Origin of the sequence: Paenibacillus sp. FSL R7-269 (assembly GCF_000517865.1) — a bacterium.
Classification (GTDB): Bacteria; Bacillota; Bacilli; order Paenibacillales; family Paenibacillaceae; genus Paenibacillus_AQ.
The window spans coordinates 1-22680 of record NZ_ASPS01000049.1 but is presented as its reverse complement, the minus strand read 5'-3'; the positions used below and the strand labels follow the sequence as shown (position 1 = coordinate 22680).

The window sequence follows — 22680 nt, the reverse complement described above, 5'->3', positions numbered from 1 at the left end:
TAGAAACAACATTTCGACTAGAGATACCCAAAAAAATTTGAATTTACTAACTAGTACCTTATCGGATTTAAAATAGTGGAGCAGACGCAATTCCCCTTCAAATTACATCTTTTTTTCCAAGCGGGCCTTGTTCTTCAGGGGCGCTTGGCTTATCGTAAGGGACTGAGGTGCGCTTATTTGGGAAGAAAATCGCCAATTGGGCGAGTAACGGACTCCATGGAGCTAGAATAGGCCTTATCCTTTGCACTTCAGCTCCGAAACGTCTCATTGAGAGACTATAAGTTCGCCTGAGTCCGTTACGCTGCAAAAAGTGGCGTTTTCGCGGAGATAAGATCTCACCGGTCCGTTAGATTTTGGGTTGATAGGGTTTAACAAACTTATCCATCCTTTTAAATCTGATGGTCTACTAGTTCGTGCAGCAGAATGTATGCTGTTTTTCGCATACATTGGTCCTGAAACTTTCGTGCAGCAGCCGTCACCGGATTTCTCCCGCGAAAAGTGGCTGAATCAAGGAAATCTGGGACAACAGCGGCTGGAGGGCCAACTATTCTCTGGTGTCACGGCCAATCCCAACATAGAAAAAATAAAAGTACATTCTATATAAAATCAACACCGACTGGAGGAAGCATGGATGTCGCTGACCTATGAAGAACGCAAGCACACGATTCTCGCCCAGCTGGAGCTTGCGGGGAAGGTACAGGTGCATTTTCTCGCGGAGCGGTTCGGGGTGACGACGGAGACGATCCGGCGCGATCTTGACCGGCTGGAGAAGGAAGGGCGGCTGCGCAAGGTGTACGGGGGAGCGGTGCGAATCCGCTCGGAGAATCATGAGCCTACATTCATGAAGCGCGCCCAGATGCATCTGCAAGACAAGCAGGCCATCGGCAGGCTGGCAGCCTCACTTATTCAAGACGGTGAGACGGTCATCCTCGACAACGGAACAACGACCCTTGAGATCATGCGCGCGCTTAAGGACCGTACACAAGTGACGGTGATTACGAACTCTGTTCCCGTGCTGAATTGTGCGCTGGAGCAGTTTGCGGGGAAGGTTATTTTTGCCGGGGGTGAGGTGAATGCAGGGTACCAGGCAGCAGTAGGGGGCACCGCCCATGATCTGCTGGGTCAGTTCAAGGTGAATAAGGCGTTCATCTCTGCCGGCGGGATCTCACTCGCGGAGGGCATTACCGACTACCACCTGGAGGAAGCCCTCATCTCCCGCAAAATGATGGAACGGGCCGAGGAATCCATTCTGGTCGCGGATCATTCCAAATTCGGCATCACTACCTTTGCCCAGATCGCCCCGCTAGAGCATATCTCCATGGTGCTGACCGACAGCGGCTGCTCTGAGGAATGGAAGGATACCTTTGCACGGCTGGATATTGAGCTGCTGACCGGTGCGTAACGCAGAGCTGTGCAATATAAATAGCGCCAATCCATACACTTGTGAAGTGGAGGATTGGCGCTATTTGTTATGTCTATTGGTTAGTAGGGTCAGCCGATCCAGATCCGCTGCGTGCTATGATCACTGGAGTTGGCACCGAGCATGATATCGAAGTCTCCAGGCTCGAACACCAGCTGATCATCCTGGGCGTAGAACATGAGCATGTCTCTGGTGATCTCGAAGGATACCGTCTGCTTCTCATGCGGGGCAAGGGTAATCTGCTTGAAGCCCTTCAGCTCCTTGCCGGGACGGACCACACTTGCGGTAACATCGCGGATATAGAGCTGTACGGTCTCCTTGCCGGTAACCTCCGAGGTGTTCTCCACCTGGATGGAGGCAAGCACCTTGCCGTCTGCCCCAGCTTCTACTGTGAAGCCGCTGTAGGCAAAGGCGGAATAGCTAAGGCCATAGCCGAAGCAGAACAACGGATCATTCGGAATATCCAGATAGCGGGTTACATAACGCACATTCGGATACTGGGGATCATAAGGACGTCCCGTCTGATAAGCATTATAGTACACCGGGATCTGTCCCACGGAGTAAGGGAAGCTCATGGAGAGGCGTCCGGACGGGTTATAATCGCCGAACAGCACATCTGCAATGGAATTTCCCGACTCTGTGCCGAGGAACCAGGCCTGTACGAGCGCGTCACTTGACTCAAGCACTGGTGCAAGCTCCAGCGGGCGGCCGCTGAATACAATGGTGACCACCGGCTTGCCGGTTGCCTTGAGGCGGTGGATCAGCTTCTCCTGATTGGCGGACAGCCGCAGGCTGGCCTTACTGCCGCCTTCCCCGGTATCCTGCTGATTCTCGCCGACTGCGGCAAGAATCACATCACAGTCCTTCAGCTGCTCATAAGCCGCTTCGGAAGCATCCTCCACATCGAATACACCCTCCAGCATGCTTCCCAGCTCGCCGGTCATTGCTGTGAGCAGGTCTGTTGCCGGGATTTTGCCGGTGATGCCGGTGTAGAGGGAGACCGCCGGGTCTTTCTCGGTACCAGCCCAGCCGCCAAGAACATTGATCGAGGTAGCGAAGGGACCGGCGAGGCCGATCTTCATCCCGCGCTTCAGCGGCAGGACTCCGCCTTCGTTCTTCAGCAGAACGATTGAGCGGGCACCCATCTCGCGTGCCGCCTGAAGATGCTCGGGACTTGGCTTGTCGGCTTCATCTGCTACAGGGTCGGCATCCTTGAACGGATTGTCGAACAGGCCGAGGGCGTCCTTAAGCTCCAGTAGCCGCGTAACCGCTTCGTCGATGAGGCGGAGGTCGAGGAGACCTTCCTGGGCAAGCGAGGCAGCGTGGTTCAGATAGTGGGTGGACATCATCTCGATATCCAGTCCGGCTAACAGACTCTTCAGGGCAGCTTCACGTCCGTCTTGCGCTGCGCCGTGGGGCACCAGCTCGTTCACGGAGTTGAAGTCGGCGATGGTTACGCCGTCGAAGCCCCATTCCTCGCGGAGAATACCGCGCAGGAGCTTGCTGTTGCCGCTGGACGGGATGCGGTCAATGGTATTGAACGCAGCCATTACCATAGCGACACCGGCATCTACTGCTGCCTTGTAGGCTGGCAGATAGAACTCGCGGAGCACACCGGTGGACATATCCACCGTGTTATATTCACGTCCGCCTTCAGGCGCGCCGTAGCCGGCGAAGTGCTTCACGCAGGCAGCGATCCGCCCCGGCTCCTTCAGGTCCTTGCCCTGGTAGCCCCGGACCATGCTCTCGGTCACCCGGGCGTTCAGGTAAGGGTCCTCACCGGAGGTCTCCATGACCCGGCCCCAGCGCGGATCACGCACGAGGTCGGTCATCGGAGAGAAGGTGAGGTGAATACCGGCGGCAGCGCTCTCCCGCGCGGCTACCTCAGCGAACTGCTCGCAGGCCTCAAGATCGAAAGAACAGCCCATAGCGAGCGGAATCGGCAGAATGGTCCGGTAGCCGTGAATGACATCGGCCATGAAGATCAGCGGGATCTTCAGGCGGCTGGATTCCAGATGCCGGGTCTGCAGCTCAATGACATTCCGCGCGCCGATGCCATTCAGAACGCTGCCGATGCTTTTGATCACTTGCGGCTCGATATTAAGTTCTTTGAATGGACCCGTCAAATCCACGGTATCATCCAGACCCCAATAGTATGGACCAAGCTGGGTAAGCTGGGCTAACTTCTCGTCTAGTGTCATATCGTTCACGAGATCCTGGATAAACGGTTTAGTCATGGTTAACTCCTTCGTAAGCGTACTGAAAGTTATTGTGTTACATAGATATGCAGCTCATCGCCGGGCAGGCTCATCAGATGATTCTTGGCAATGCTTACCGCACCCGGGCGGTATGGATTCGGTAGTACCTGGCCAGTAACAGCAACGCCTGCTGCCTGCACTTCCGGGGTGCGGGCCTTACCTGGGCTGATGTGATAGACGAAGGTCATCTTCTTGCCGAAGCACTCATAAGTGAAGCGCAGACCATCAAGGCTGGCCGGAAGGACCGGATCAATAATCAGCTCTTCTTCACTGAAGCGGATACCCAGGACGGCTGAGATCAGCTGATTCAGATAGATTCCGGGACCGCTGGAATACAGCCGCCAGCCGCCCTTCACCTCAACGCTGCCGTCACGCAGCTGGTCGAAGTTCTCCTGATAGCTGTAGCGGTCAGGGAAGTCGCCGTCCGAGCTGCTGAAGTACATGTTGCTCTGACGCAGCTGCGCATTAGGCACGCTCTGCCGGATGTTGATCGGGTTGATCTGGAACAGGCCGTCCCAGGCACGCTTCGCTTCGCCCAGCTTGGCGGAAGCTTCAATATAGCGGATATGGGCATGTACATATTGCAGGCTGATCTCACGGCCGACGCTGGCTGCTTGCTCCGCACGGCGGAAGATGGTGCTTACGCCGCCTTCATAGCGGGCAGGACGGTCCATCAGGCGCACGCCGTCCGGGCAGTTCAGGTGCTCATCGATCAGGCGCAGATTGGCTGCGGCCTGATCCGGTGTAACCAGCTCCGCAATAATACTGCGGGTCATCGGCAATAACCGGTAATGAATGCCGGTCTGCTGATCCAGCGGATGAAGCATATAATCAATGCTGCCGTTCTCCTGGAAGTAAGCGAAGCCGGCGATCACGCCGTCTTTGATCAGGAGGGTACGGAACGATTCCTTCATCTCTTCGGCCATAGTTGCCAGGCTGGCGGAGAATTCAGGATCGGCGGAAGTCACCTGGGACAGATTGCGGATCACCTGGAAGGCGAGCGCGACCGTCCATGCGCTGACCAGCTTGGTCTTGAGCGCTTCATTGGCTGGCTGCAGGGTGTCATCCCAGTCGCCGCCGGCATAGTTGATCAGAGACGTACCCGGTACGAAGCGTTCACGGATGGTCTCAACGGCAGCCTTCACATGTTCAAGGACAGTCGCGGTCTGCTGGCTTGGCTGAGCGTCCGCCAGATGGTGATAGCCGATTTCTTCGTTAAGAATCGCATAATCTCCGGTAGCCATGATGTAATCGCTAATGCATTTCAGCGGCCAGAGCACAACGTCGCCATGCCATTCATGGGCCTGAACCGGATGCTGGTCGAACATGAACCATTGCGGCCATTCCTTGCTCTCCCACAGTTGATGCGAATAGATCTTCAGCAGGGTATTGCGTGCCAGCTCATAATGCTGAGTCATTAGGAAGTATTCCATTGGCCCCTGGCAGACATCGCGTGTACCCCAGGCTGCTCCGCCCGGCTGTTCAAGGCCATGCGGCATGATGAAATGGGTCATCGCATTATGGGTGTACCACCATGCGGTCTCATTCAGAATGTCGATCCGTGACTGCTCGGCTCCATCCAGCTCCAGCTGGAAGCCGGAAGTGAACGAAGCGTAGAATTCGTTATACTGTGCCTGCTCCTTCTCCAGTGTGTAAGGGACCGTCAGCGGAAGAGCCTCAGCCGCTGTAAGTCTGCCCTGAAGCACGAGCTGGAAGCCGGAGGACTGCGTTACCGACAAGGTAAGCAGAGTGCCGTTGCGCGGCTGTCTGTCGGCATAGAACATCCGGTCGTCACTATACGTATAAGAAGTCCCAGGCAACTGGATATCGAAATGCAGGCCAGGATAAGGAAGCTTCTGAAGCAATGCTTCATCAGGAAGAAGCTGCAGGATGCCGTCTTTCTCTTCTACCCGTACCGGATGCTGGAATTCATGCTCGCCCATGACCAGCTGGTTCGTGATCAGATAATCGTAGGATCTGCCCAGCTTCGACTGGACCTGAAGGGCAACATCCGGCTGGTCCGCTGCGGCGATCGCAGTAACGGTCAGCACATCGTCTTCAACCTGATAATGCCATTTCGCAAAATTCACGCCCATCTCGTAAGCCGCCGGCAGCGTAAGAATCCGGTAGACTCCGTCCATGCGGACATAGATCCGCTGACCGCTGTTGCGCTGAATGTTGAGCAGGCCGCGCGGCGTGGAGAGCCCTTTATGGAAAGAGGTATTCCCCACTACAGTCTGTCCGTTGAAAATACCGTACATATAGTTAGTGGAGGAGATCAGGTTGTTGTCTACCTGCTTGTCGCCCAGCAGCGAGGTGATGATATGGCCATGCGGACGTTCTACCAGCAGCTCCTTAGGCTGTAGAACCACATGGACATGCCCGTCTGTGAAGAAGGAGAGCAGCTGTCCGTTCTCCATCTCCTCAAGCTTCCGGTTCGGGAAGGCAGCATCGATCTCGGCCTGTGACCACTGTGCGGAGACATATGGCTTGCCGATATCGTCACTCAGCACAGGGACATCCCGGCTTGGCACGGCTTCCTTGCCGCTCCAGTCGATCTCTGCATAAGCTGCCTGCAGCTCAGCCTGGAATTCAAGCTCAGTTACAGCAGCGGGATGATTCGGACGGAATAGGCCATAGAAGGCGAATTCTACTGGAGCCGACAGGACCATAGTCTCAGTCTGGAGTGCGGTATAAGCCAGCTCGTATTGATAATTACGGTTCTGCAGATTGCCGTTAAGCGCTTCAGGCACATAGCTTCCTTTATAGGAAATGCCGAAGAACTGCATACCATCCGTGGAGTAGCCTACAGCCCGTGAGCCGACTACACCCTGCTGGAGATAAGGGAAGTCCGTTCCCTGCGGCTGGTTCTGACGCGAGCAGACGGCGTAGCCCTGCGGGCCTTCCCAGATGCTGTGATCCAGATATTGGCTCATATACAGCTCATTAGCGAGAATGCCGCCTTTATCTGCAATGCCGACGTCCTGGCCATACACTACATCTACAGTCTCACCGTTGCCGGAGAGCTGAAGCTGCCAGAACCAGATGCCGTCCTTTGCCGGTGCGAAGGTTACGCGGTAGCTGATTGCTTCTATAGAACCTTCAAAAATCAGTTTGTCATCGGTACGGGACAGCTTGGAGCCCGACTTAATACCCAGCAGCGGATAGCTCTGGATTCCTTGCTCCGTATATACGCGCAGATAGATACTATTAGAAGAGCCGTCTGCCGGATTACCCTGGAACAGATTAATAAGAGTGGAGCCCTGTGAGAATTCAAAAATATCTCCTGAAGGCAGGAATGTATACGACAGGTCATCCCGGGTTAAGGTAATCATGTTCATTTGTTGTTTGAATATCATATCGAGCCTCGCTTTCCAATGCTTAAGTTAGGACATGAAATGGATCAGAACGGGGGAATTCATCATCAGATGTCACAAAAAAGGGCTGACATGTCCATGTAAAGAATAAATAGAAACGTTTCCATAGGCGATACATTTCGAGTTTAGACTTTTGACTGAAAAAAGTCAATTATCTATAAAAAAAACGCCTTTTCATCTATTATGAACAGCGAAATGTAATTTTATTACTTGTTATTTAAAAATAAAAAATGTTTGACAGCGTATACAAGGAAGGAGTATGCTCTGAGCAGGGGAAACACAAAGAAATAATGGAAACGTTTCTATATGGTCGAAAAGGGTTAATTAGTTGCAGTGGAATGCAATGTTTAATTTGGAGGTGGGTTCATTGGCAAGATTTGTACAATCGGGCGGAAATGTTGTCCGGGAATTATTGAAGAACAAAGTGTTGTATCTCATGCTGCTGCCTGTCATTGTGTATTTTGCTGTGTTTCATTATGCGGTAATGCCTGGCGCTTACGTTGCATTCGTAGATTACAAGCTCAACAAAGGGATCTTCGGCAGTGACTTTATCGGACTCAAGAACTTTGAGTTCCTGATTCAGAACGGAGACCTCTGGAATATCACCAAGAATACTTTGCTCTACAATCTGGTGTTCCTTGCACTAGGTAACATCATCCAGATTGTATTTGCCATCATGCTGTCGGAGATTACAGGCAAGTGGTTCAAGAAGATCTCCCAGTCGGTTATTCTGCTTCCGAACTTCATCTCGATGGTTATCGTCGGCGTGTTCGCGTATAACCTGTTCAATTTCAACTCCGGGTTTATCAATACGATGCTTACCAGTACGGGCTTAGACAAGATTGAGTTCTACTCCGACGCTGGAATCTGGAAATACATCATTGTAGCGTTCAAGATCTGGGCAAGTACCGGTTACGGTATGATTGTCTATCTGGCAGCTATAACGGGAATCAACCATGATCTTTATGAAGCAGCCTATATGGACGGCGCCACTACCTGGCAGCGTATCCGTTATATGACTCTGCCGATTCTGAAGCCAACCTTCATTCTGCTCCTCCTGTTCGGTATGGGCGGAATTCTCAAAGGCTCCTTCGACCTCTTCTACAATTTGATTGGAACAAACTCCGTGCTGTATCCGCAGACGGATATTATAGATACGTATGTCTTCCGGTCGCTCGTGGGACAATTTAACTTCTCCATGGGTGCTGCTGTAGGCTTCTACCAATCCTTATTCGGTCTGGTTCTGGTGCTTGTCGTTAACTTTATTGTGCGCAAGGTTGAACCGGATAGCGCGTTGTTCTAAGACAAGATAAGAAACAGGGGTGTTAATATGGCAAGTAATACTATTAAACAGGATTCAGGCAGCATTTTCATTAAGGTGATCAGCTACATTTGCATCTCCATCTTTGCCCTGTTCTGTGTGTTTCCTTTTGCGCTGATGATCTCTTCCTCCTTCATGAATGAGCAGGAGATTATCCGCGAGGGGTACAAGCTGATTCCGAATGAGATCTCTTTCAAGGCCTATGAATTGTTGCTCAGTAACTCCTCCAAGCTGGTGGATGCTTATCAGGTAACGATCTTTATCACAGTCGTCGGTACGGTGCTCGGGCTGTTCATGATGTCCATGGCCGGATTTGTCCTGAACCGCAAGGATTTCAAATACCGTAACTTCTTCTCCTTCCTGATCTATTTCACCACCTTGTTCAGTGGAGGATTGATTCCGACTTACATCCTGATGGTTAAGCATCTGCACCTCAAGGACAACCTGTTCGCCATGATTCTGCCGGCTGTGGTAGGGGCGTGGTCGATCTTCCTGATGCGTAACTTCATGAAGGCGATCCCGGATTCCCTGTATGAATCAGCAACGATTGACGGTGCAGGCGATTTCCGCATCTACTGGCGGATCTTCATGCCGCTGGCGGTTCCGTCACTGGCAACAATCGGACTGTTCTCGGCACTGGGCTTCTGGAATGAGTGGTACAACGGAATGCTGTACATGGACACTCAGACCAAATTCCCGCTCCAGTACTTCCTGCAGCGCATGATCAATCAGGCGAATATGGGCAGTCTCATCAACTCGGGAGCGGTCATTAATACAGCCGATCTGCCGACCCAATCGATCAAAATGGCTACAGCCGTGCTGGCTACAGGCCCGATCATTCTCCTGTATCCATTCATTCAGCGTTACTTCGTAACCGGTCTTACCATCGGTGCTGTTAAGGGTTAATGGACGCCTGCTTCAATTTGAAGGGTGTTTGTTATAGATGCAAGATTCATAATATAGAAAAGAAAAGGGAGGCTTACCGAATGAAAGGTAAAAAGATTGCTTCTTCTCTAGCTGCTGTCCTCATGCTTACTGGAGTGCTATCCGCTTGTTCGTCAAGCAATAATGCAAATGGAAATACAGGCTCGTCGAACACTCCATCCACTTCCACTAATTCCGGAGGCGTAGACACTTCTAAGGAAGCGAAGCTGACGTACTACCTGTGGGGCAGTGAGGGAGTTACCAATAAAGACATTCTGGCTGAGATTAACAAGAAGCTTAAGGCTGATCTCAATACTACGCTTGAAATCAAATATATTGACTGGGGAGACGTAGCAACCAAGTATCCGCTGCTATTCGCTTCCGGCGAATCGTTCGATCTGTCGCATGCTTCTCCGGGTGCTCCTGTGTCCTACTACACCCTGGCTACTGAAGGTGCGCTGACCGACATTACCGACATGCTGGACAAGGTAGCGCCTAAGCTGAAGGCTGAGATTCCAGAATCCTCCTGGCAGAATACCAAGGTGAATGGCAAAATCTACGGCGTACCGAGTCTGTTCAGTGAATATACGCCTGCCGGTTATGCCTACCGTACCGATCTGCTGAAGAAATACGGCATGACTGACATTAAGTCCATTGATGATATGGTTAAATACATGGATAACGTGGTGAAGAACGAGTCCTTCCCTCCAATCAACGGTAAAGCTGAAGATGCACAGAACATGTACAGAATGCTCGTTGATACTACAGGCATGTGGCTGAACGCACCTGGTATCTCGCTTAATGAATTGAACCTGGTCACTAAGAGCCCTGAGGATTACAAGACTGTATTCCATCCGGCCTTCACCCAGGAATTCGAGGATTGGGCTGTGAAAATGCGTGAGTGGGGCGACAAAGGCTACTGGGGCAAAGACGTTCTGTCCGCTTCCCTTGGCAGCAAAGACAACTTCAGAGCCGCGAACTCTGCGGGTTATCTGACTCATGCCCAGGACTGGATCGGCCAGTATGGCGGAGATATCAAGGCGCTGCCTAATGCTCCTACAGCGTTCTATACCTTTGCTGAAGCCAACAAGAAAATCAAACGTAAAATGGGTGTAGATAACTCAACCGTTATCAGCGCCAATTCGAATAATCCAGAGCGCTCTCTTATGGTTATTGAGAAGTTCATGACTGATAAGAGCTACTACGATCTGATGCAGTACGGTATCGAAGGCAAGCACTACGTTATTGAAGATGGCGTGAAGAAACAGCCGCAGGGCTTCAATGAAAAAACAGACGGCGGAGGCTTCTCGGCTTGGTCCCTCAGAAACGACAAGTTCGTGATTCCTAGTGATACTGAGAACCCGGTTCGTAAGGAACTGTTCGCTGCATGGGATAAAGAAGCGATTGATGATCCGTACAACGGCTTCAGCTTCGACCCGGCTAATGTAACTACTGAGATTGCTTCGATCTCGAACGTGAATGCACAGCTTGGTATCCAGCTCATGCTGGGTAAAACAAATAAAGATGCAAAAACGGCTGTAGCAGAATACCGCGATCAGCTGAAAAAAGCAGGAGTTGATAAGGTCATTGCCGAAGTAGAGAAACAATTGGCAGAATTTACACCTGTTAACTAAAAGAATGTATAGGTTACAGGGGAGCTATATCTTATAGCTCCCTTACCTATAAATGGGGGAGTAGAGTGGACGTAAACATTAAGGATATCGCCAGGATATCCGGTGTCGGCATCTCAACAGTGTCCAGAGTCATCAATAATAAGGGTCTGGTGAGCAATGCCACCCGGGAGAAGGTACTGAGTGTCGTCAAGGAATATAATTATATTCCCAATTCCAATGCCAGAAATCTGAAAACAACGCAATCCAAAAATATTGCACTTATGGTAAAAGGGATCACTAACCCATTCTTCTCGATTATGATCAAGGAGATTGAACGTCAGGTCAATCTGCGCGGATATCCGTTTCTTATCCATCAGGTAGAAGACGGCACCGATGAGATTAACGCAGCCATTCAGCTGGTGAAAGAGAAGAATCTTAGCGGGATTATTTTCATGGGCGGTACCTATAATCACTCCGAAGAGAAATTCAAGCAGTTAACCGTTCCATTCGTACTCACGACCATCACTACCTCACAGGAAGTGGACCCGTCCATCTTCTCAAGCGTAACGATCGATGAATCCAAGGAAGCCTATAAGGCAACCTCTTATTTACTTTCGCTGGGACATCGAAACATCGGCTTTCTCGCCAAATCCCCTTTACTGGAAGACACCACAGGCAGCCGCCGCCTTCTTGGCTACAAGATGGCGCTGGAAGAACATAACATACCTTATAATCCGGGATTCGTAGAGGATTGTGAATACAGTCCAAGCTCAGGCTTCAATGCTGCACGCAGACTGCTTAACCGCGACAGAACCGTAACCGCTATCTTTGCGGCCTCCGATACGATTGCGATCGGTGCGGCCAAAGCTGTGCTTACCGCAGGCTTATCTATCCCCGATGATATTTCGATCATCGGCTTCGACGGTATTGAGATGGCTGAGTACTATCATCCTGCGCTGGATACGATCAGCCAGCCGGGCACTGAAATGGCACTGTCCAGTGTGGGCGTGTTGTTCGACCTGATTACCAAACATTCCTCCCATCAGCACATTGTCTATGATGCGGTATTGCTCAAACGGGGCTCTTGCAAGATGATTAAGGGCCGGTAACAGCAGGGCGCTGACTATAAAACCAACTGGAGTTGACAACAACATGCAAGATTCACTGAGAATAGGGACGCTTGTACGCGGCGGCGAAGCCGTCCAGGTCATTCCGCAGATTGTAGAGCATGGCTTCGACTCCTTTCAATTGAATTTCTGGCAGACGACAGGCGGAATCGATCTGGCGGAGACCGCAGCCCGGGTCCGGGAGCTGGCGGCTGAGCATCACTTCATCATCTCTGCTGTCGGCATCTACGGCAATCCGCTTGGCGGCGGGCCGGAGGCTGAGACAGAGGCTACCTTGGAAGGCTGGGCGCAGCTGATTGAGCACGCTCATTTGTTCGGGACTGACCTTATCGGCGGATTCACGGGGCGCTTGCCGGGCTCGTCGATTGACGAGTCGCTTCCGAGATTCGCCGAGGTGTTCGGAGAATTGTCGAAGCGGGCGGCAGACAAGGGTCTGCGGATTGCTTTTGAGAATTGTGCGATGGGCGGGAGCTGGCAGAAGGGTGACTGGAATATTGCTCATAACCCTACAGCTTGGGAGAAAATGTTCAACGCCGTTACGGCAGACAATCTCGGGCTGGAATGGGAGCCTGCCCATCAGCTCACCGCGCTAATTGATCCGATTCCGCAGCTGCGCAAATGGGTGGATAAGATTTTCCATGTTCATGGCAAGGACGCGACGATTGCCTGGGACATAGTCAAGGAATACGGAATTCATGGTCCGAAGCCTTATGTGTGGGACCGGACGCCGGGCTTCGGAGATACGAACTGGACGGATATTATCACCATTCTCCGGCAGGGCGGCTATCAGGGTACGATTGATATTGAAGGCTGGCATGATCCGGTCTACCGGGATGAGCTGGAGATGACAGGCCAGGTCCATGCGCTGAATTACCTGAAGCATTGCCGGGGCGGCAGTATGATACCGAATCCGGTTGTATAAGTACACAAGAAAGACCTCATGTTTCACATCTCCTGATGTGGCCGTGAGGTCTTTTGGGTTGGAATGATGTGATTAGATGAACCGCTTGATCGTCCAATAGGGGACGGTGAAGGTCCCTTTATTCGTTTCAATATGCAGTGCATCTGCGGAGTGGTCGATTTGGCATACTCCAGTGTACGTTTCTCCGCTGATTAAATGCACGCGCTGGCATAGATTGGAGAGAAGTGCATGCTGAATATCCTGTTTAATCATACCGTCCACTTCCTCCTTGAATGCATTGCTTGTAAATCTCTGTACTTATTATTAAACACGGATAGGATATTTTAACAGCAAAAATGGTTACAGTTTTGTACCATTTCACACCTGAATAGTCGGCCTCAGATGGAGTAACATATTCATGTGCCTTCGGAGTGACGTTCTGTGGAGAGGGTAATATATATTCAGGAGGTGTTACCGATGAATAGAACGACCAGATTACAGCAGATAACCGTAACTCTTCTTACCGCAGGTCTACTTGCCCTGTCAGGCTGGGGAGCGGCGGCTTCCCCGGTTCAGGCGGCGGCAGCTTCGGCCGCGGCACCGGCTTGCGGGACTGGAGATCACGAGCTGCTTCAGGATTTGCAAAAGGCACATGGCGGAGCTGACAGCATTCCGCTTACCTTCTCGGATGTGGAGTTTCTGAACGCGAATATCGGGCGCGCAGCCGGAAACGGTTTTCTGATTGGAACCTCGGACGGCGGCTGCCATTTCCAAAAGATCTATGAAGGACAGTGGAGTTTCCAGCAGATTGATTTCCCGGATAATGTTCACGGCTGGGCGCTTGCTGCCGTCAAGGACGGGCAGGCTAAATATCTGCTAAGAACGGCAGACGGCGGCTCTACCTGGACAAGGCTGTCGAACCAGGCAGTAACCTTTGAACGGATAGAGTTCCTGGACAAGAGTCAGGGCTTCGGATACAACCGCGCATCTACATATTATACGAAGGATGGCGGGGAGAGCTGGAGTCTGATCAAGACGCCTGCCAACACACGCGGAGCGGAATTCACCAGCCGGAATAACGGCTGGGCTGTGGTGGTCGTTCCCGGCAGCGGCTATCGGGTGATGAAGACAACTAACGGTGGAGCAGCCTGGAAGCAGGTACTTAGCGCTTCCACCCCTGAGGCGAATTACGGACAGATCTACGCTAAGGACAGTCAGGTGTATGCGCTGCTGTACGGCGGCGTCGGCATGTCGCAGACCTCTTATTCCCTCTACGGCAGCTCTAACTCCGGCGGCAGCTGGACCCGGGTGATTGCCCAGGAGACCGCAGGCGGCGGTCCGGCTCCGGGCAGCGGCGCAGCCATAGCGAAGAAGGGGCCAGCTTCGGGTACCCCCGGTAATATGGTGCTGATCGGCACACAGACTGCCTTTCTGGCAGGATACCAGCCGGCAGCGGAGCAAGTGGGAATCGGGCTCACCAAGAACAACGGACAGAGCTGGAAGAATCAGCAGACCATTCCCGGATTCGAAGGAACGATCTCGTTCACCGACGTCAATCAGGGCTGGATGGCTGTTAAGGATATGAACAGCTCCACCCTCTATGTGACGAAGGATGCAGGCGCTACCTGGACAGCACGGTTTTCTTTTGAGACGGCAGGGCAGTAGGTTGTCCGTTAGATCTTGACGAATGGCAAAGATGACTAACAAAGATGAGTGATAAAGACGGGTCTTGTCCCCATGGGGACGGACCCGTCTTTAATTGAAGGTATTGTGGAGAATAACGTTAGCTTTGGTGTAATACTTGTGAGTAGCGGGTAATGGGATAGCATAGGGGGTGAAGCATGGTTAGACCCGTTAGAATACTCTGGATTATTGCTGTCGTGGTGAATATTGTAGGCTTAGCGCTCGTTGTCCTGCTGACTAACCCATGGTTCAGCCAAGGATTTATCCTGGATGTCATAAATATATTGCTGCTCCAGATAATAGGCATCCCTTCTGCGGTTTTGGTTGTTGCATCGCTTCTTCTGTTGAAGTACACAAGGAAACCGCCAGGCTGGGCGGGGTACATAGGAATCATCATCATGATAGGGGCACTGCTGTGGATTGGGGGATATTTTCTGTTTTTTGCATGGCTGATGCTATTTGAGAACGTTCGGTAAAAATAATACTTTACCGAACGTTCTTGAATATGTTAAGATGCAGCTACGAAAGAAATTATTTTTTTGACAATAATAGAACGATCGGTCTCAAATAAAAACGATAAGGAGTGGTAACGATGGGGAAGCTTGACGGGAAGGTTGCATTGATTACTGGAGGGAATAGCGGGATTGGGTTGGCTAGCGCAAGGTTATTTGTGGCGGAGGGCGCCAGAGTGGTCATTACCGGCCGTAATCCGGTATCCCTGCATGCGGCGGTAGAAGAGCTGGGCGCGGAGTATGCGGTTGCTGTGCAGGGGGATGCGACTGATCCGCAGAGTGCGGTGAAGGCTGTGAATGCAGCGATAGAGGCCTTCGGCAGACTGGATGTGGTCTACGCGAATGCAGGAATCGCGGGCTACACACCGTTGGGTAGCACAGAGCTTGCCACCTTCGAGGAAGTGCTTCGGGTCAATGTGACCGGTACCTTCTTCACCGTCCAGGCTGCGCTGCCTCATCTGAAGGCCGGAGCCTCCGTCATTCTGACGGGCTCTGTGTTAGCCAAGGCCGGAAGACCTGGCAATTCCGCCTATGCCGCCAGCAAAGGAGCGGTTAGCAGCATGACCAAAGTGCTGGCCTCCGAGCTGTCCCCGCTGGGCATCCGCGTCAACAACATTGCGCCCGGCGTAACGCGCACTCCGATCTGGGGCGAGTCGGCGATGGATAACTGGAAGCAGGTTGAGGCAGGCATGGCCCTTTCGATTCCGCTGGGCCGCGCGGCTGTGCCGGAAGAGGTCGCCAAGGTAGCGCTGTTCCTGGCCTCCGAGGATTCATCGTATATCCAGGGCGCTGATATCGCCGTTGACGGCGGAGCCGGCAGTTCACCGCTGGGCGCACCAATATACCGCCAAAACGCATAAGGATGGAAAGTGGCAGGAAAAGTGGCTAGTGGCAGGAAGCACCTTGAGGGGTGCTTTTTTGCGTTCAGGCGGAAGAGTTGATGAGTGACCGAATATATGTGAGAAACCGAATACAATATGCTGGCATTCACCCAGTATGGTAAAATGAACTGACACTTGTAAATTTATGTTATTCTCACTCAGGGTTGGAACCCTATTTTGAACGGAGGTTATCCGCATGAGGCTTACTAACCGGGGTACGATAATTGCTGTTGTGGTACTCGTTGTTGTAGCAGGAGGGATCTACCTGTCGCTAACCGGATTACCCTATAAAAGAAGTCAAATCGCTAATGAGGTCAAAGCCTACCTGATTCATACCAGAGCATATCCCGAAGCAGATATTCAAGAGATCCGGGGAGTCTATAGCCTGAAATCGGGCGATTATGAAGCGGAGGTACGATATAAGGATGAACCCGATCAGAATTATACGTATGCCAAAGTGAATGGTGTGTTCAGACTCGTCGGAGTCAGCAGCATGTACGGGGGACATATTGATGAAACTTTTTATTGATGATTGATTTCCAGGTTAGAGGTAAACGTTCTGCGCTGTCGAATAAGAGAATATACATAATGATGGAAAAGCTTGCATGTAAGGCGGATGTGTTGTAAACGCTCACAATTGATGCAGGAGGCGAACGGGAATGGATGGTAGCAAGTCGTTGATCTATCAAATTCTTAAGACTATTGAAGAGGGTAAAGTGCCGGTTCTGGAGAACCTGGAGGGAGTGACGGTTGGGGGCTTTCACAGTGCGCTTGAACAGATTGTAGAGAACAAGCTGGCGAATAATATTAGCTTCTCCCTCAGTGGCAAAGGCAAGAAAGCGGTCCGCGTCGTGGACACGAGCGGCTCCAAATTGACGGCGCAGGGCGTAAATTATATCCATGTCCAGGATAGCCGCACCTACTAGCTATATAAGAAACAAGACAACACCCGCAGAAGTGGAGAGACAATCTCCTGCTGCGGGTGTTTCATTGTGGGGCAAGTACCTATTCGCCAGTCTTGATGATCCAGACCTCCGGCAGATTACGGTACTGCTCGGCATAGTCGAGGCCGTAGCCGACGACGAATTCGTCCGGGATGTCAATCCCGCTGTAGTCAATGGGAACATTGACCAGGCGGCGGGAAGGCTTGCTGAGGATGGTGCAGATGCGTACGCTGGCGGCTTCGCGCAGGGCGAACAGCTGCTGCAGATGCTGAAGTGTCAGCCCGGTGTCGATCAGATCCTCGACGAGCAGGACATGCTTGCCCCGGATATCGATGTCGATATCCTTCTTAATCGTGATGACACCGGAGGAGGTGGCGCTGGCGCCGTAGCTGGAGACCGACATATAATCGATGCCAACCGGAAAAGTAATCTCCCGCATCAGGTCGGACATGAATACAGCGCCGCCCTTAAGAATACCGATAAGCACAAGCTCCTTGCCTTCGTAGTCGCGCGATATTTCAGCGCCCAGTTCCTGTACTCGCTGCTGTAGCTGGTCCTTGCTGACCAGAACTTTGGTAATTTGGCTCATGATTGACGCTCCTTATGGATCAGGATGGGATCAGGAAGATGATCTGTCCTTTTCCTTAAGCATAACATCATGTGCGCCTCCTTCAAAGATCGTTGTCGAGGAGACCAGGGTAATCTTGGCCTTCTGCTGCAATTCCGGGATGGTTAGCGCGCCGCAATTGCACATGGTGGACTTGATTTTGCTGATGCTGAGATCAAGATTATCCTTCAGCCGTCCGGCATAGGGGATAAAGGAATCCACCCCCTCCTCGAATTCCAGCTTGCTCTCTTTATCGGCATTGCCGAAGTCATAACGCTGCCAGTTGCGGGCCCGGCTGGAGCCTTCGCCCCAATATTCCTTCACGAAGTTCCCGCCGACCAGCAGCTTGCGTCCGGGACTCTCATCGAATCTGGCGAAATAGCGCCCAAGCATCACGAAGTCAGCGCCCATCGCCAGCGCCAGCACAATATGATAGTCATAAACAATTCCGCCGTCCGAGCAGATGGGGACATAGATGCCGGTCTGCTCATAATATTCCTGGCGCGCCGCCGCCACTTCGATGACGGAGGAGGCCTGGCCCCGGCCGATGCCCTTTTGCTCGCGGGTGATGCAGATGGAGCCGCCGCCGATACCGACTTTGATGAAATCAGCTCCCGCCTCCACGAGATACAGGAAGCCCTCCTTATCGACAACATTGCCCGCGCCGACCTTCACGCTCTCCCCGAAAGTCTCCTTAATATAATGGATGGTCTCCGCCTGCCACTCCGAATACCCGTCAGAGGAATCGATACACAGGATATCTGCTCCAGCCTCCACCAGCGCCGGTACACGCTCCTTGTAATCCCGCGAATTGATTCCGGCACCCACGATGAGCTGTTTGTTGTCGTCATGCAGCTCCAGCGGATACTCCTGATGGCTGTCATAATCCTTTCGGAAGACCAGGTGGACGAGATGGCCGCTGTCATTCACAATCGGCAGGCAGTTCAGCTTATGATCCCAGATCATGTCGTTCGCTTCTGTCAGTGTGATGCCTTCTTCGGCGTAGATCAACGAAGCCAGCGGGGTCATGAACTCTGTAATCGGGCAATCCGGCGGGAGGCGGTTCTCGCGGTAATCCCGGCTGGTGACGATGCCCATCAGTCTGCCCGTTGGTTCTCCGTTGTCTGTAATCGCAATGGTAGAGTGGCCGCTGCGCGCCTTCAGCACCAGCACATCCTGAAGCGTATCTTCCGGGCGCAGGTTCGAGTCGCTGAGGACGAATCCGGCTTTGAACTTTTTGACCCGGCGGACCATTTCGACCTGTTGCGTGATAGACTGGGAGCCATAGATGAAGGAGATGCCCCCGCTTTTGGCCAGTGCGATTGCCATGTTGTGGTCGGATACCGCCTGCATGACCGCCGAAGTCACGGGGAGGTTCATGGTCAGTGCCGGGGTCTCTCCCCGGCGGAATTTGGTTACCGGTGTGCTAAGATCCACATTTCCGGGAATGCAATCTTTGGTGGTCAGGCTGGGCACCAGCAGGAACTCACTGAAGGTTCTTGAAGGCTGCTCGTAATAATAAGCCATGGCTTGTCACTCCCCTGCTATTTTTGGACAACTTATACCTGGGACAGGAACCTGACGGGTACTCCGATGTCCGCTTCCAGCTGCTTGTAATGCTCACCTTTGGCTAAGATTGCCTGCACGCCGACAAGCGTCACGCCCATCACAGACAATTGAGCAGCAATGCAGCGGATCGTAGCGCCTGAACTAATCACATCATCCAGCAGCAGCACGCGGTCACCGGAAGAGAAGCCGTCAAAATAGATATAATTCTCATTATACGCCGTCTCGCGCCTGACACTAACCTCATAATTCTCATACAGCTCCGTACTGAGGCGCAGAATATTCATCGGCTTCATCAGCTTGTAGGCAGCCAGCATCCCCCAGGTATGACCGCCGGGTTCAGGGGAGACAATGTAATCAAAATCGGGAAATTGCTCCGCTACAGCATCCGCCAGTTTGTGAGTGATTTCACGGATCAGCTCGGGGGCGATATACGTTCCGCGTTCTCCGAAGGGGTAGAGCTTGAAGTCATAGGCGGTGTCCTTGTTCTTGTAGATCCTCACATTTCTGGCCTTACGGATCGATTCACTTAAGCTTGCGTAGGATGCACTCATTTGCCCTCACTCCTTCTATTATAATGGATGCTAAAAACCCCAGGCTAAAGGAGGCGCAGTCCAGAGCAGGATACATCAGCAGAGAAAAGCCCGGTTTCACCCGTAAGCTCACACTGATTTATCCAGCAGGGGTCTGGCCTCTTGTAGCCTGGGGCAATTTACGGTTGCCTGTAGATACGCCCATTCCGGATTAACGGGCTTATACAAGAGAGGTTTGAAAGGACATAACTGACACAATGTTAACTTAGGAAAGGAGAATTAGGTCGTTTTTGCTACATATGTTATAAAAGTTAACTCAGATCATTTGTTATATGCTATCATCCGTAATAAAGTGTGTCAATATTCCATCGATGTGTTATATTTAATTACTTATGGACTTATTTATAATAATTATTATCTGCAATTCATAAATAGTTCAAAGGTTTTGTTAAAAGCCGTATTTTGATGTGATATACTTAACACAGCGTTTTGAGATCTTGTGAAATTGATTCTATTATTTGCTGATAAGCAGTAACAGCGCCTACACCAATGAATATAGATTAGGATGGTGAACAAGCGATGCATATTGTCGTCGTTGGCCTGAATTACCGTACGGCTCCCGTAGAGGTGAGGGAACAGTTCGCTTTTGCCGAGAAAGATCTGCCGCTTGCGCTTCATCAGCTGCTGCAGACGAAGAGCGTTCTGGAAGGGGTCGTTGTCGCCACCTGTAACCGGACGGAAATTTATGTGGTCGTGGACCGCCTTCATATGTGCGGATATTTCATCCGCAGCTTCATGGAGCAGTGGTTCGGAGTAAGAAGCGATGTATTTACGCAACATATGTATATATATGAAGACGAGCAGGCGATTGCCCATCTGATGCGTGTCACCTGCGGTCTGGATTCCATGGTGATTGGCGAGACACAGATTCTGGGTCAGGTGCGCAGCGCCTTCCTGACGGCTCAGGCGGAAGGGGTTACCGGAACCTGGTTCAACCGGCTGTTCAAGCAGGCGGTGACGCTCGGCAAGCGTGCGCATAGTGAGACCTCGATCGGCGAGAGTGCGGTGTCGGTCAGCTATGCGGCAGTGGAGCTGGGGAAGCGGATCTTCGGCATGTTCACCGGCAAAAGAGTGCTCATTCTCGGCGCCGGCAAAATGAGCGAGCTGACGGTCAAGCATCTGTACAGCAGCGGCGCGGCGGAAGTAATTGTTGCCAACCGCACATTGTCCCGTGCCATCGAGCTGGCCGAGAAATTCTCGGGTAAGCCCAGCACGATTGAAGAGGCGCTGAAATCTCTGGATGAAGTGGATATTGTGATCAGCTCCACGGGTGCAGACGGCTATGTGCTGACGGCTGCCCAGGTAGCCGAGGGCATGAAGCGCCGTCCTTCACGGCCGCTGTTCATGATCGACATTGCGGTGCCGCGCGATATTGACCCTGCTGCTGCCAGTGTGCCGGATGTATTCCTCTATGATATCGACGATCTGGAAGGCATTGTGGAGAGCAATCTGGAGATGCGCCGCAGTGAAGCCGCCAAGATCGAGGTTATGATTGAAGGCGAGATGGCGGATTTCCAGCAATGGTTGAAGACGCTCGGCGTCAGACCGGTAATCCGTGCGCTGCAGGACAAGTCAAACGGAATATATGAAGAAACGATGGGTAGTCTGTTCAACAAGCTGCCTGAGCTGGATGAGCATCAGCGCAAGGTGATCCGCCGGCTGACCAAGAGCATCGTCAACCAGATGATGCATGATCCGATCAATGTGATCAAGGAGATGTCCGGCGGCAAGCAGGGGAATGAAGCACTGGAGTATTTCACTCAGATCTTCGCCCTGCAGGAGCAGCTGGATGCAGGTCCGGCCGGTGAAAGTGTTGAACCGCTTCAACGCAGCACTGCTGAACGTCCCTCCGGCGGAGAGATCCGTGTGCCGGGAGCGGTGCTTACCCCAGCCGGTTTGCTGGGCGGGTGAGCCACATGCTACTGCTGAACGGAATATATGATGCCGCTCTGCTGCTATATGCCCTGAGCCTGCTGTTTGTTTTCTCGGATTGCCTTCGGCGTAATCCGGGCGGAAAGCGGCTGGGCACAGGGCTTCTTGCTGTCGTGGGCCTGCTGCAGCTGACCGGACTTGCGATCCGCTTCGCCCAGGAGGGCGGATTGCCGATTTTCACGCCTTATGATTTCCTGTTCTGGTTCTCCTTCAGCATGGTGGTTACCTCGTTTGCTGTGACGTATACGCGCGGCGGTGAGTTCACGGTGCTGCTGCTCAGCATGGCGGGCTTCAGCGTATTCCTGCTGAACCGGGTATGGCTGACGGCAGAGGATCATACCTTGCAGAGCTGGAGTGCGGTGCACGGGTGGCTGGCGATGCATGTGATTTTGGCGAATCTGAGCTTTGCCGCACTGACACTGGGGACGGTATTTGCGATAATGTATCTATTCCTGCATACGAAGCTGAAGAATAAGAAGTGGGATGACCGCGTACGCAGGCTGCCCAGCCTGGAGACGATGGACAAATATTCCTACACAGCGATCCTGGCCGGAGTTCCGCTGCTGCTGGCCTCGCTGGTTCTGGCGGGTCTGTCAATTGTCGCGGAAGGGCGGACGCCGCTGTTTCAGGATACGAAGGTCCTGACTACGCTTACGGGCCTTGGCGTCTACATTGCCTACCTGGTGCTGAAGTTCTCCGGCCTCCGGAGCGGTACCGTCATGGCCCGCTGGGCGATTGCCGGGTACGGCTTCATTATTCTTAACTTCCTGTTGAATTCCTGGTCGAAGTTCCATGGCTGGGGCGGGGAGTGAGCGGGATGGAGAGTAGCCTGCCAGTAGGCTGGAAGATGGATGAGAGTGAGTTGGGAGTGCCGGGGGAGCTGGAGTGAGCGGGATGGAGAGTAGCCTGCCAGTGGGCTGGAAGATGGATGAAAGTGAGTTGGGAGTGCCGGGGGAGCTGGAGTGAGCGGGATGGAGAGTAGCCTGCCAGTGGGCTGGAAGATGGATGAGAGTGAGTTGGG

The 22680-nt window shown here is 52.4% G+C and carries 19 protein-coding genes and 1 riboswitch; of the genes, 13 read left to right on the top strand and 6 right to left on the bottom strand.

Annotated features, from left to right (window positions below; translation table 11 throughout):
- Window positions 1-631: 631 nt before the first annotated feature.
- Window positions 632-1402, top strand: a complete 771-nt coding sequence (locus tag C162_RS21365) for a DeoR/GlpR family DNA-binding transcription regulator (protein ID WP_036697507.1) — start codon at window positions 632-634, stop codon at window positions 1400-1402.
- Between the two features lie 89 nt (window positions 1403-1491).
- On the opposite strand, the gene bglX is transcribed toward C162_RS21365, so the two are convergent.
- Window positions 1492-3657: a beta-glucosidase BglX gene (bglX, locus tag C162_RS21360; protein WP_036697504.1), complete on the bottom strand. Its 2166-nt coding sequence runs from the start codon at window positions 3655-3657 to the stop codon at window positions 1492-1494.
- A gap of 29 nt (window positions 3658-3686) precedes the next feature.
- Window positions 3687-7037 carry a GH36-type glycosyl hydrolase domain-containing protein gene (locus C162_RS21355; RefSeq protein ID WP_051493824.1) on the bottom strand — a complete coding sequence of 1117 codons (3351 nt, stop codon included), beginning with the start codon at window positions 7035-7037 and terminating at the stop codon, window positions 3687-3689.
- Window positions 7038-7422: 385 nt separating this feature from the next.
- Between C162_RS21355 and C162_RS21350 the strand changes: the two genes are divergently transcribed.
- From C162_RS21350 to C162_RS21330, 5 genes are all read left to right on the top strand, one after another.
- A complete protein-coding gene (locus C162_RS21350; protein WP_036697502.1) occupies window positions 7423-8358 on the top strand; it encodes an ABC transporter permease in 936 nt (311 codons plus the stop codon).
- Between the two features lie 27 nt (window positions 8359-8385).
- The gene (locus C162_RS21345; RefSeq protein WP_036697501.1) at window positions 8386-9282 is read left to right on the top strand and encodes a carbohydrate ABC transporter permease; all 897 of its coding nucleotides are present in this window, start codon (window positions 8386-8388) and stop codon (window positions 9280-9282) included.
- A gap of 80 nt (window positions 9283-9362) precedes the next feature.
- Window positions 9363-10934, top strand: a complete 1572-nt coding sequence (locus C162_RS21340) for a DUF3502 domain-containing protein (protein ID WP_036697499.1) — start codon at window positions 9363-9365, stop codon at window positions 10932-10934.
- 65 nt (window positions 10935-10999) lie between these two features.
- Window positions 11000-12022 (top strand): LacI family DNA-binding transcriptional regulator, encoded by a 1023-nt coding sequence (locus tag C162_RS21335; protein WP_036697498.1) that lies wholly within the window; start codon window positions 11000-11002, stop codon window positions 12020-12022.
- 43 nt (window positions 12023-12065) lie between these two features.
- Window positions 12066-12962 carry a sugar phosphate isomerase/epimerase family protein gene (locus C162_RS21330; protein ID WP_036697496.1) on the top strand — a complete coding sequence of 299 codons (897 nt, stop codon included), beginning with the start codon at window positions 12066-12068 and terminating at the stop codon, window positions 12960-12962.
- A 72-nt stretch (window positions 12963-13034) separates the two neighbouring features.
- Here C162_RS21330 and C162_RS21325 read toward each other — a convergent pair whose 3' ends face one another.
- Window positions 13035-13214 (bottom strand): hypothetical protein, encoded by a 180-nt coding sequence (locus C162_RS21325; protein ID WP_036697495.1) that lies wholly within the window; start codon window positions 13212-13214, stop codon window positions 13035-13037.
- Window positions 13215-13418: 204 nt separating this feature from the next.
- Here C162_RS21325 and C162_RS21320 point away from each other — a divergent pair, with 204 nt between their 5' ends.
- From C162_RS21320 to C162_RS21300, 5 genes are all read left to right on the top strand, one after another.
- On the top strand, window positions 13419-14606 hold the full coding sequence (locus tag C162_RS21320) for a hypothetical protein (RefSeq protein WP_036697494.1): 1188 nt from the start codon (window positions 13419-13421) through the stop codon (window positions 14604-14606).
- A 176-nt stretch (window positions 14607-14782) separates the two neighbouring features.
- Entirely contained in the window at window positions 14783-15100 is a 318-nt protein-coding gene (locus C162_RS21315; protein WP_036697493.1) for a hypothetical protein, read from the top strand.
- A 116-nt stretch (window positions 15101-15216) separates the two neighbouring features.
- Entirely contained in the window at window positions 15217-15996 is a 780-nt protein-coding gene (locus tag C162_RS21310) for an SDR family NAD(P)-dependent oxidoreductase (protein WP_036697492.1), read from the top strand.
- A 217-nt stretch (window positions 15997-16213) separates the two neighbouring features.
- Window positions 16214-16546, top strand: coding sequence for a DUF3139 domain-containing protein (locus C162_RS21305; protein ID WP_036697491.1), 333 nt, complete (start codon window positions 16214-16216; stop codon window positions 16544-16546).
- Window positions 16547-16676: 130 nt separating this feature from the next.
- The gene (locus tag C162_RS21300; protein WP_036697490.1) at window positions 16677-16943 is read left to right on the top strand and encodes a hypothetical protein; all 267 of its coding nucleotides are present in this window, start codon (window positions 16677-16679) and stop codon (window positions 16941-16943) included.
- A 79-nt stretch (window positions 16944-17022) separates the two neighbouring features.
- Here the strand turns inward: C162_RS21300 and hpt are convergent, their stop codons facing one another.
- Genes hpt through C162_RS21285 form a run of 3 tightly spaced genes read right to left on the bottom strand, consistent with a single transcriptional unit; the run spans window position 17023 to window position 19688 of the window.
- Window positions 17023-17553, bottom strand: coding sequence for a hypoxanthine phosphoribosyltransferase (gene hpt, locus C162_RS21295; protein ID WP_200869229.1), 531 nt, complete (start codon window positions 17551-17553; stop codon window positions 17023-17025).
- Window positions 17554-17580: 27 nt separating this feature from the next.
- Entirely contained in the window at window positions 17581-19095 is a 1515-nt protein-coding gene (locus tag C162_RS21290; protein WP_036697488.1) for an IMP dehydrogenase, read from the bottom strand.
- Between the two features lie 32 nt (window positions 19096-19127).
- Window positions 19128-19688, bottom strand: a complete 561-nt coding sequence (locus tag C162_RS21285; RefSeq protein ID WP_036697487.1) for a phosphoribosyltransferase — start codon at window positions 19686-19688, stop codon at window positions 19128-19130.
- Window positions 19689-19812: 124 nt separating this feature from the next.
- Window positions 19813-19915, bottom strand: a riboswitch (purine riboswitch).
- A gap of 331 nt (window positions 19916-20246) precedes the next feature.
- Here C162_RS21285 and hemA point away from each other — a divergent pair.
- Together hemA and ccsA are read left to right on the top strand one after the other, a co-directional pair.
- The gene (gene hemA, locus C162_RS21280) at window positions 20247-21638 is read left to right on the top strand and encodes a glutamyl-tRNA reductase (protein WP_036697486.1); all 1392 of its coding nucleotides are present in this window, start codon (window positions 20247-20249) and stop codon (window positions 21636-21638) included.
- A gap of 5 nt (window positions 21639-21643) precedes the next feature.
- The gene (gene ccsA, locus C162_RS21275; RefSeq protein WP_036697485.1) at window positions 21644-22471 is read left to right on the top strand and encodes a cytochrome c biogenesis protein CcsA; all 828 of its coding nucleotides are present in this window, start codon (window positions 21644-21646) and stop codon (window positions 22469-22471) included.
- Window positions 22472-22680: the final 209 nt, after the last annotated feature.

What these genes read in the sequence shown, in the direction of transcription:
- C162_RS21365 (WP_036697507.1), top strand. Translation starts at nt 632, where the DNA reads ATGTCGCTGACCTATGAAGAACGCAAGCACACGATTCTCGCCCAGCTG.
- bglX (WP_036697504.1), bottom strand. Translation starts at nt 3,657, where the DNA reads ATGACTAAACCGTTTATCCAGGATCTCGTGAACGATATGACACTAGAC.
- C162_RS21355 (WP_051493824.1), bottom strand. Translation starts at nt 7,037, where the DNA reads ATGATATTCAAACAACAAATGAACATGATTACCTTAACCCGGGATGAC.
- C162_RS21345 (WP_036697501.1), top strand. Translation starts at nt 8,386, where the DNA reads ATGGCAAGTAATACTATTAAACAGGATTCAGGCAGCATTTTCATTAAG.
- C162_RS21340 (WP_036697499.1), top strand. Translation starts at nt 9,363, where the DNA reads ATGAAAGGTAAAAAGATTGCTTCTTCTCTAGCTGCTGTCCTCATGCTT.
- C162_RS21330 (WP_036697496.1), top strand. Translation starts at nt 12,066, where the DNA reads ATGCAAGATTCACTGAGAATAGGGACGCTTGTACGCGGCGGCGAAGCC.
- C162_RS21325 (WP_036697495.1), bottom strand. Translation starts at nt 13,214, where the DNA reads ATGATTAAACAGGATATTCAGCATGCACTTCTCTCCAATCTATGCCAG.
- C162_RS21320 (WP_036697494.1), top strand. Translation starts at nt 13,419, where the DNA reads ATGAATAGAACGACCAGATTACAGCAGATAACCGTAACTCTTCTTACC.
- C162_RS21315 (WP_036697493.1), top strand. Translation starts at nt 14,783, where the DNA reads ATGGTTAGACCCGTTAGAATACTCTGGATTATTGCTGTCGTGGTGAAT.
- C162_RS21310 (WP_036697492.1), top strand. Translation starts at nt 15,217, where the DNA reads ATGGGGAAGCTTGACGGGAAGGTTGCATTGATTACTGGAGGGAATAGC.
- C162_RS21305 (WP_036697491.1), top strand. Translation starts at nt 16,214, where the DNA reads ATGAGGCTTACTAACCGGGGTACGATAATTGCTGTTGTGGTACTCGTT.
- C162_RS21300 (WP_036697490.1), top strand. Translation starts at nt 16,677, where the DNA reads ATGGATGGTAGCAAGTCGTTGATCTATCAAATTCTTAAGACTATTGAA.
- C162_RS21290 (WP_036697488.1), bottom strand. Translation starts at nt 19,095, where the DNA reads ATGGCTTATTATTACGAGCAGCCTTCAAGAACCTTCAGTGAGTTCCTG.
- C162_RS21285 (WP_036697487.1), bottom strand. Translation starts at nt 19,688, where the DNA reads ATGAGTGCATCCTACGCAAGCTTAAGTGAATCGATCCGTAAGGCCAGA.
- hemA (WP_036697486.1), top strand. Translation starts at nt 20,247, where the DNA reads ATGCATATTGTCGTCGTTGGCCTGAATTACCGTACGGCTCCCGTAGAG.
- ccsA (WP_036697485.1), top strand. Translation starts at nt 21,644, where the DNA reads ATGCTACTGCTGAACGGAATATATGATGCCGCTCTGCTGCTATATGCC.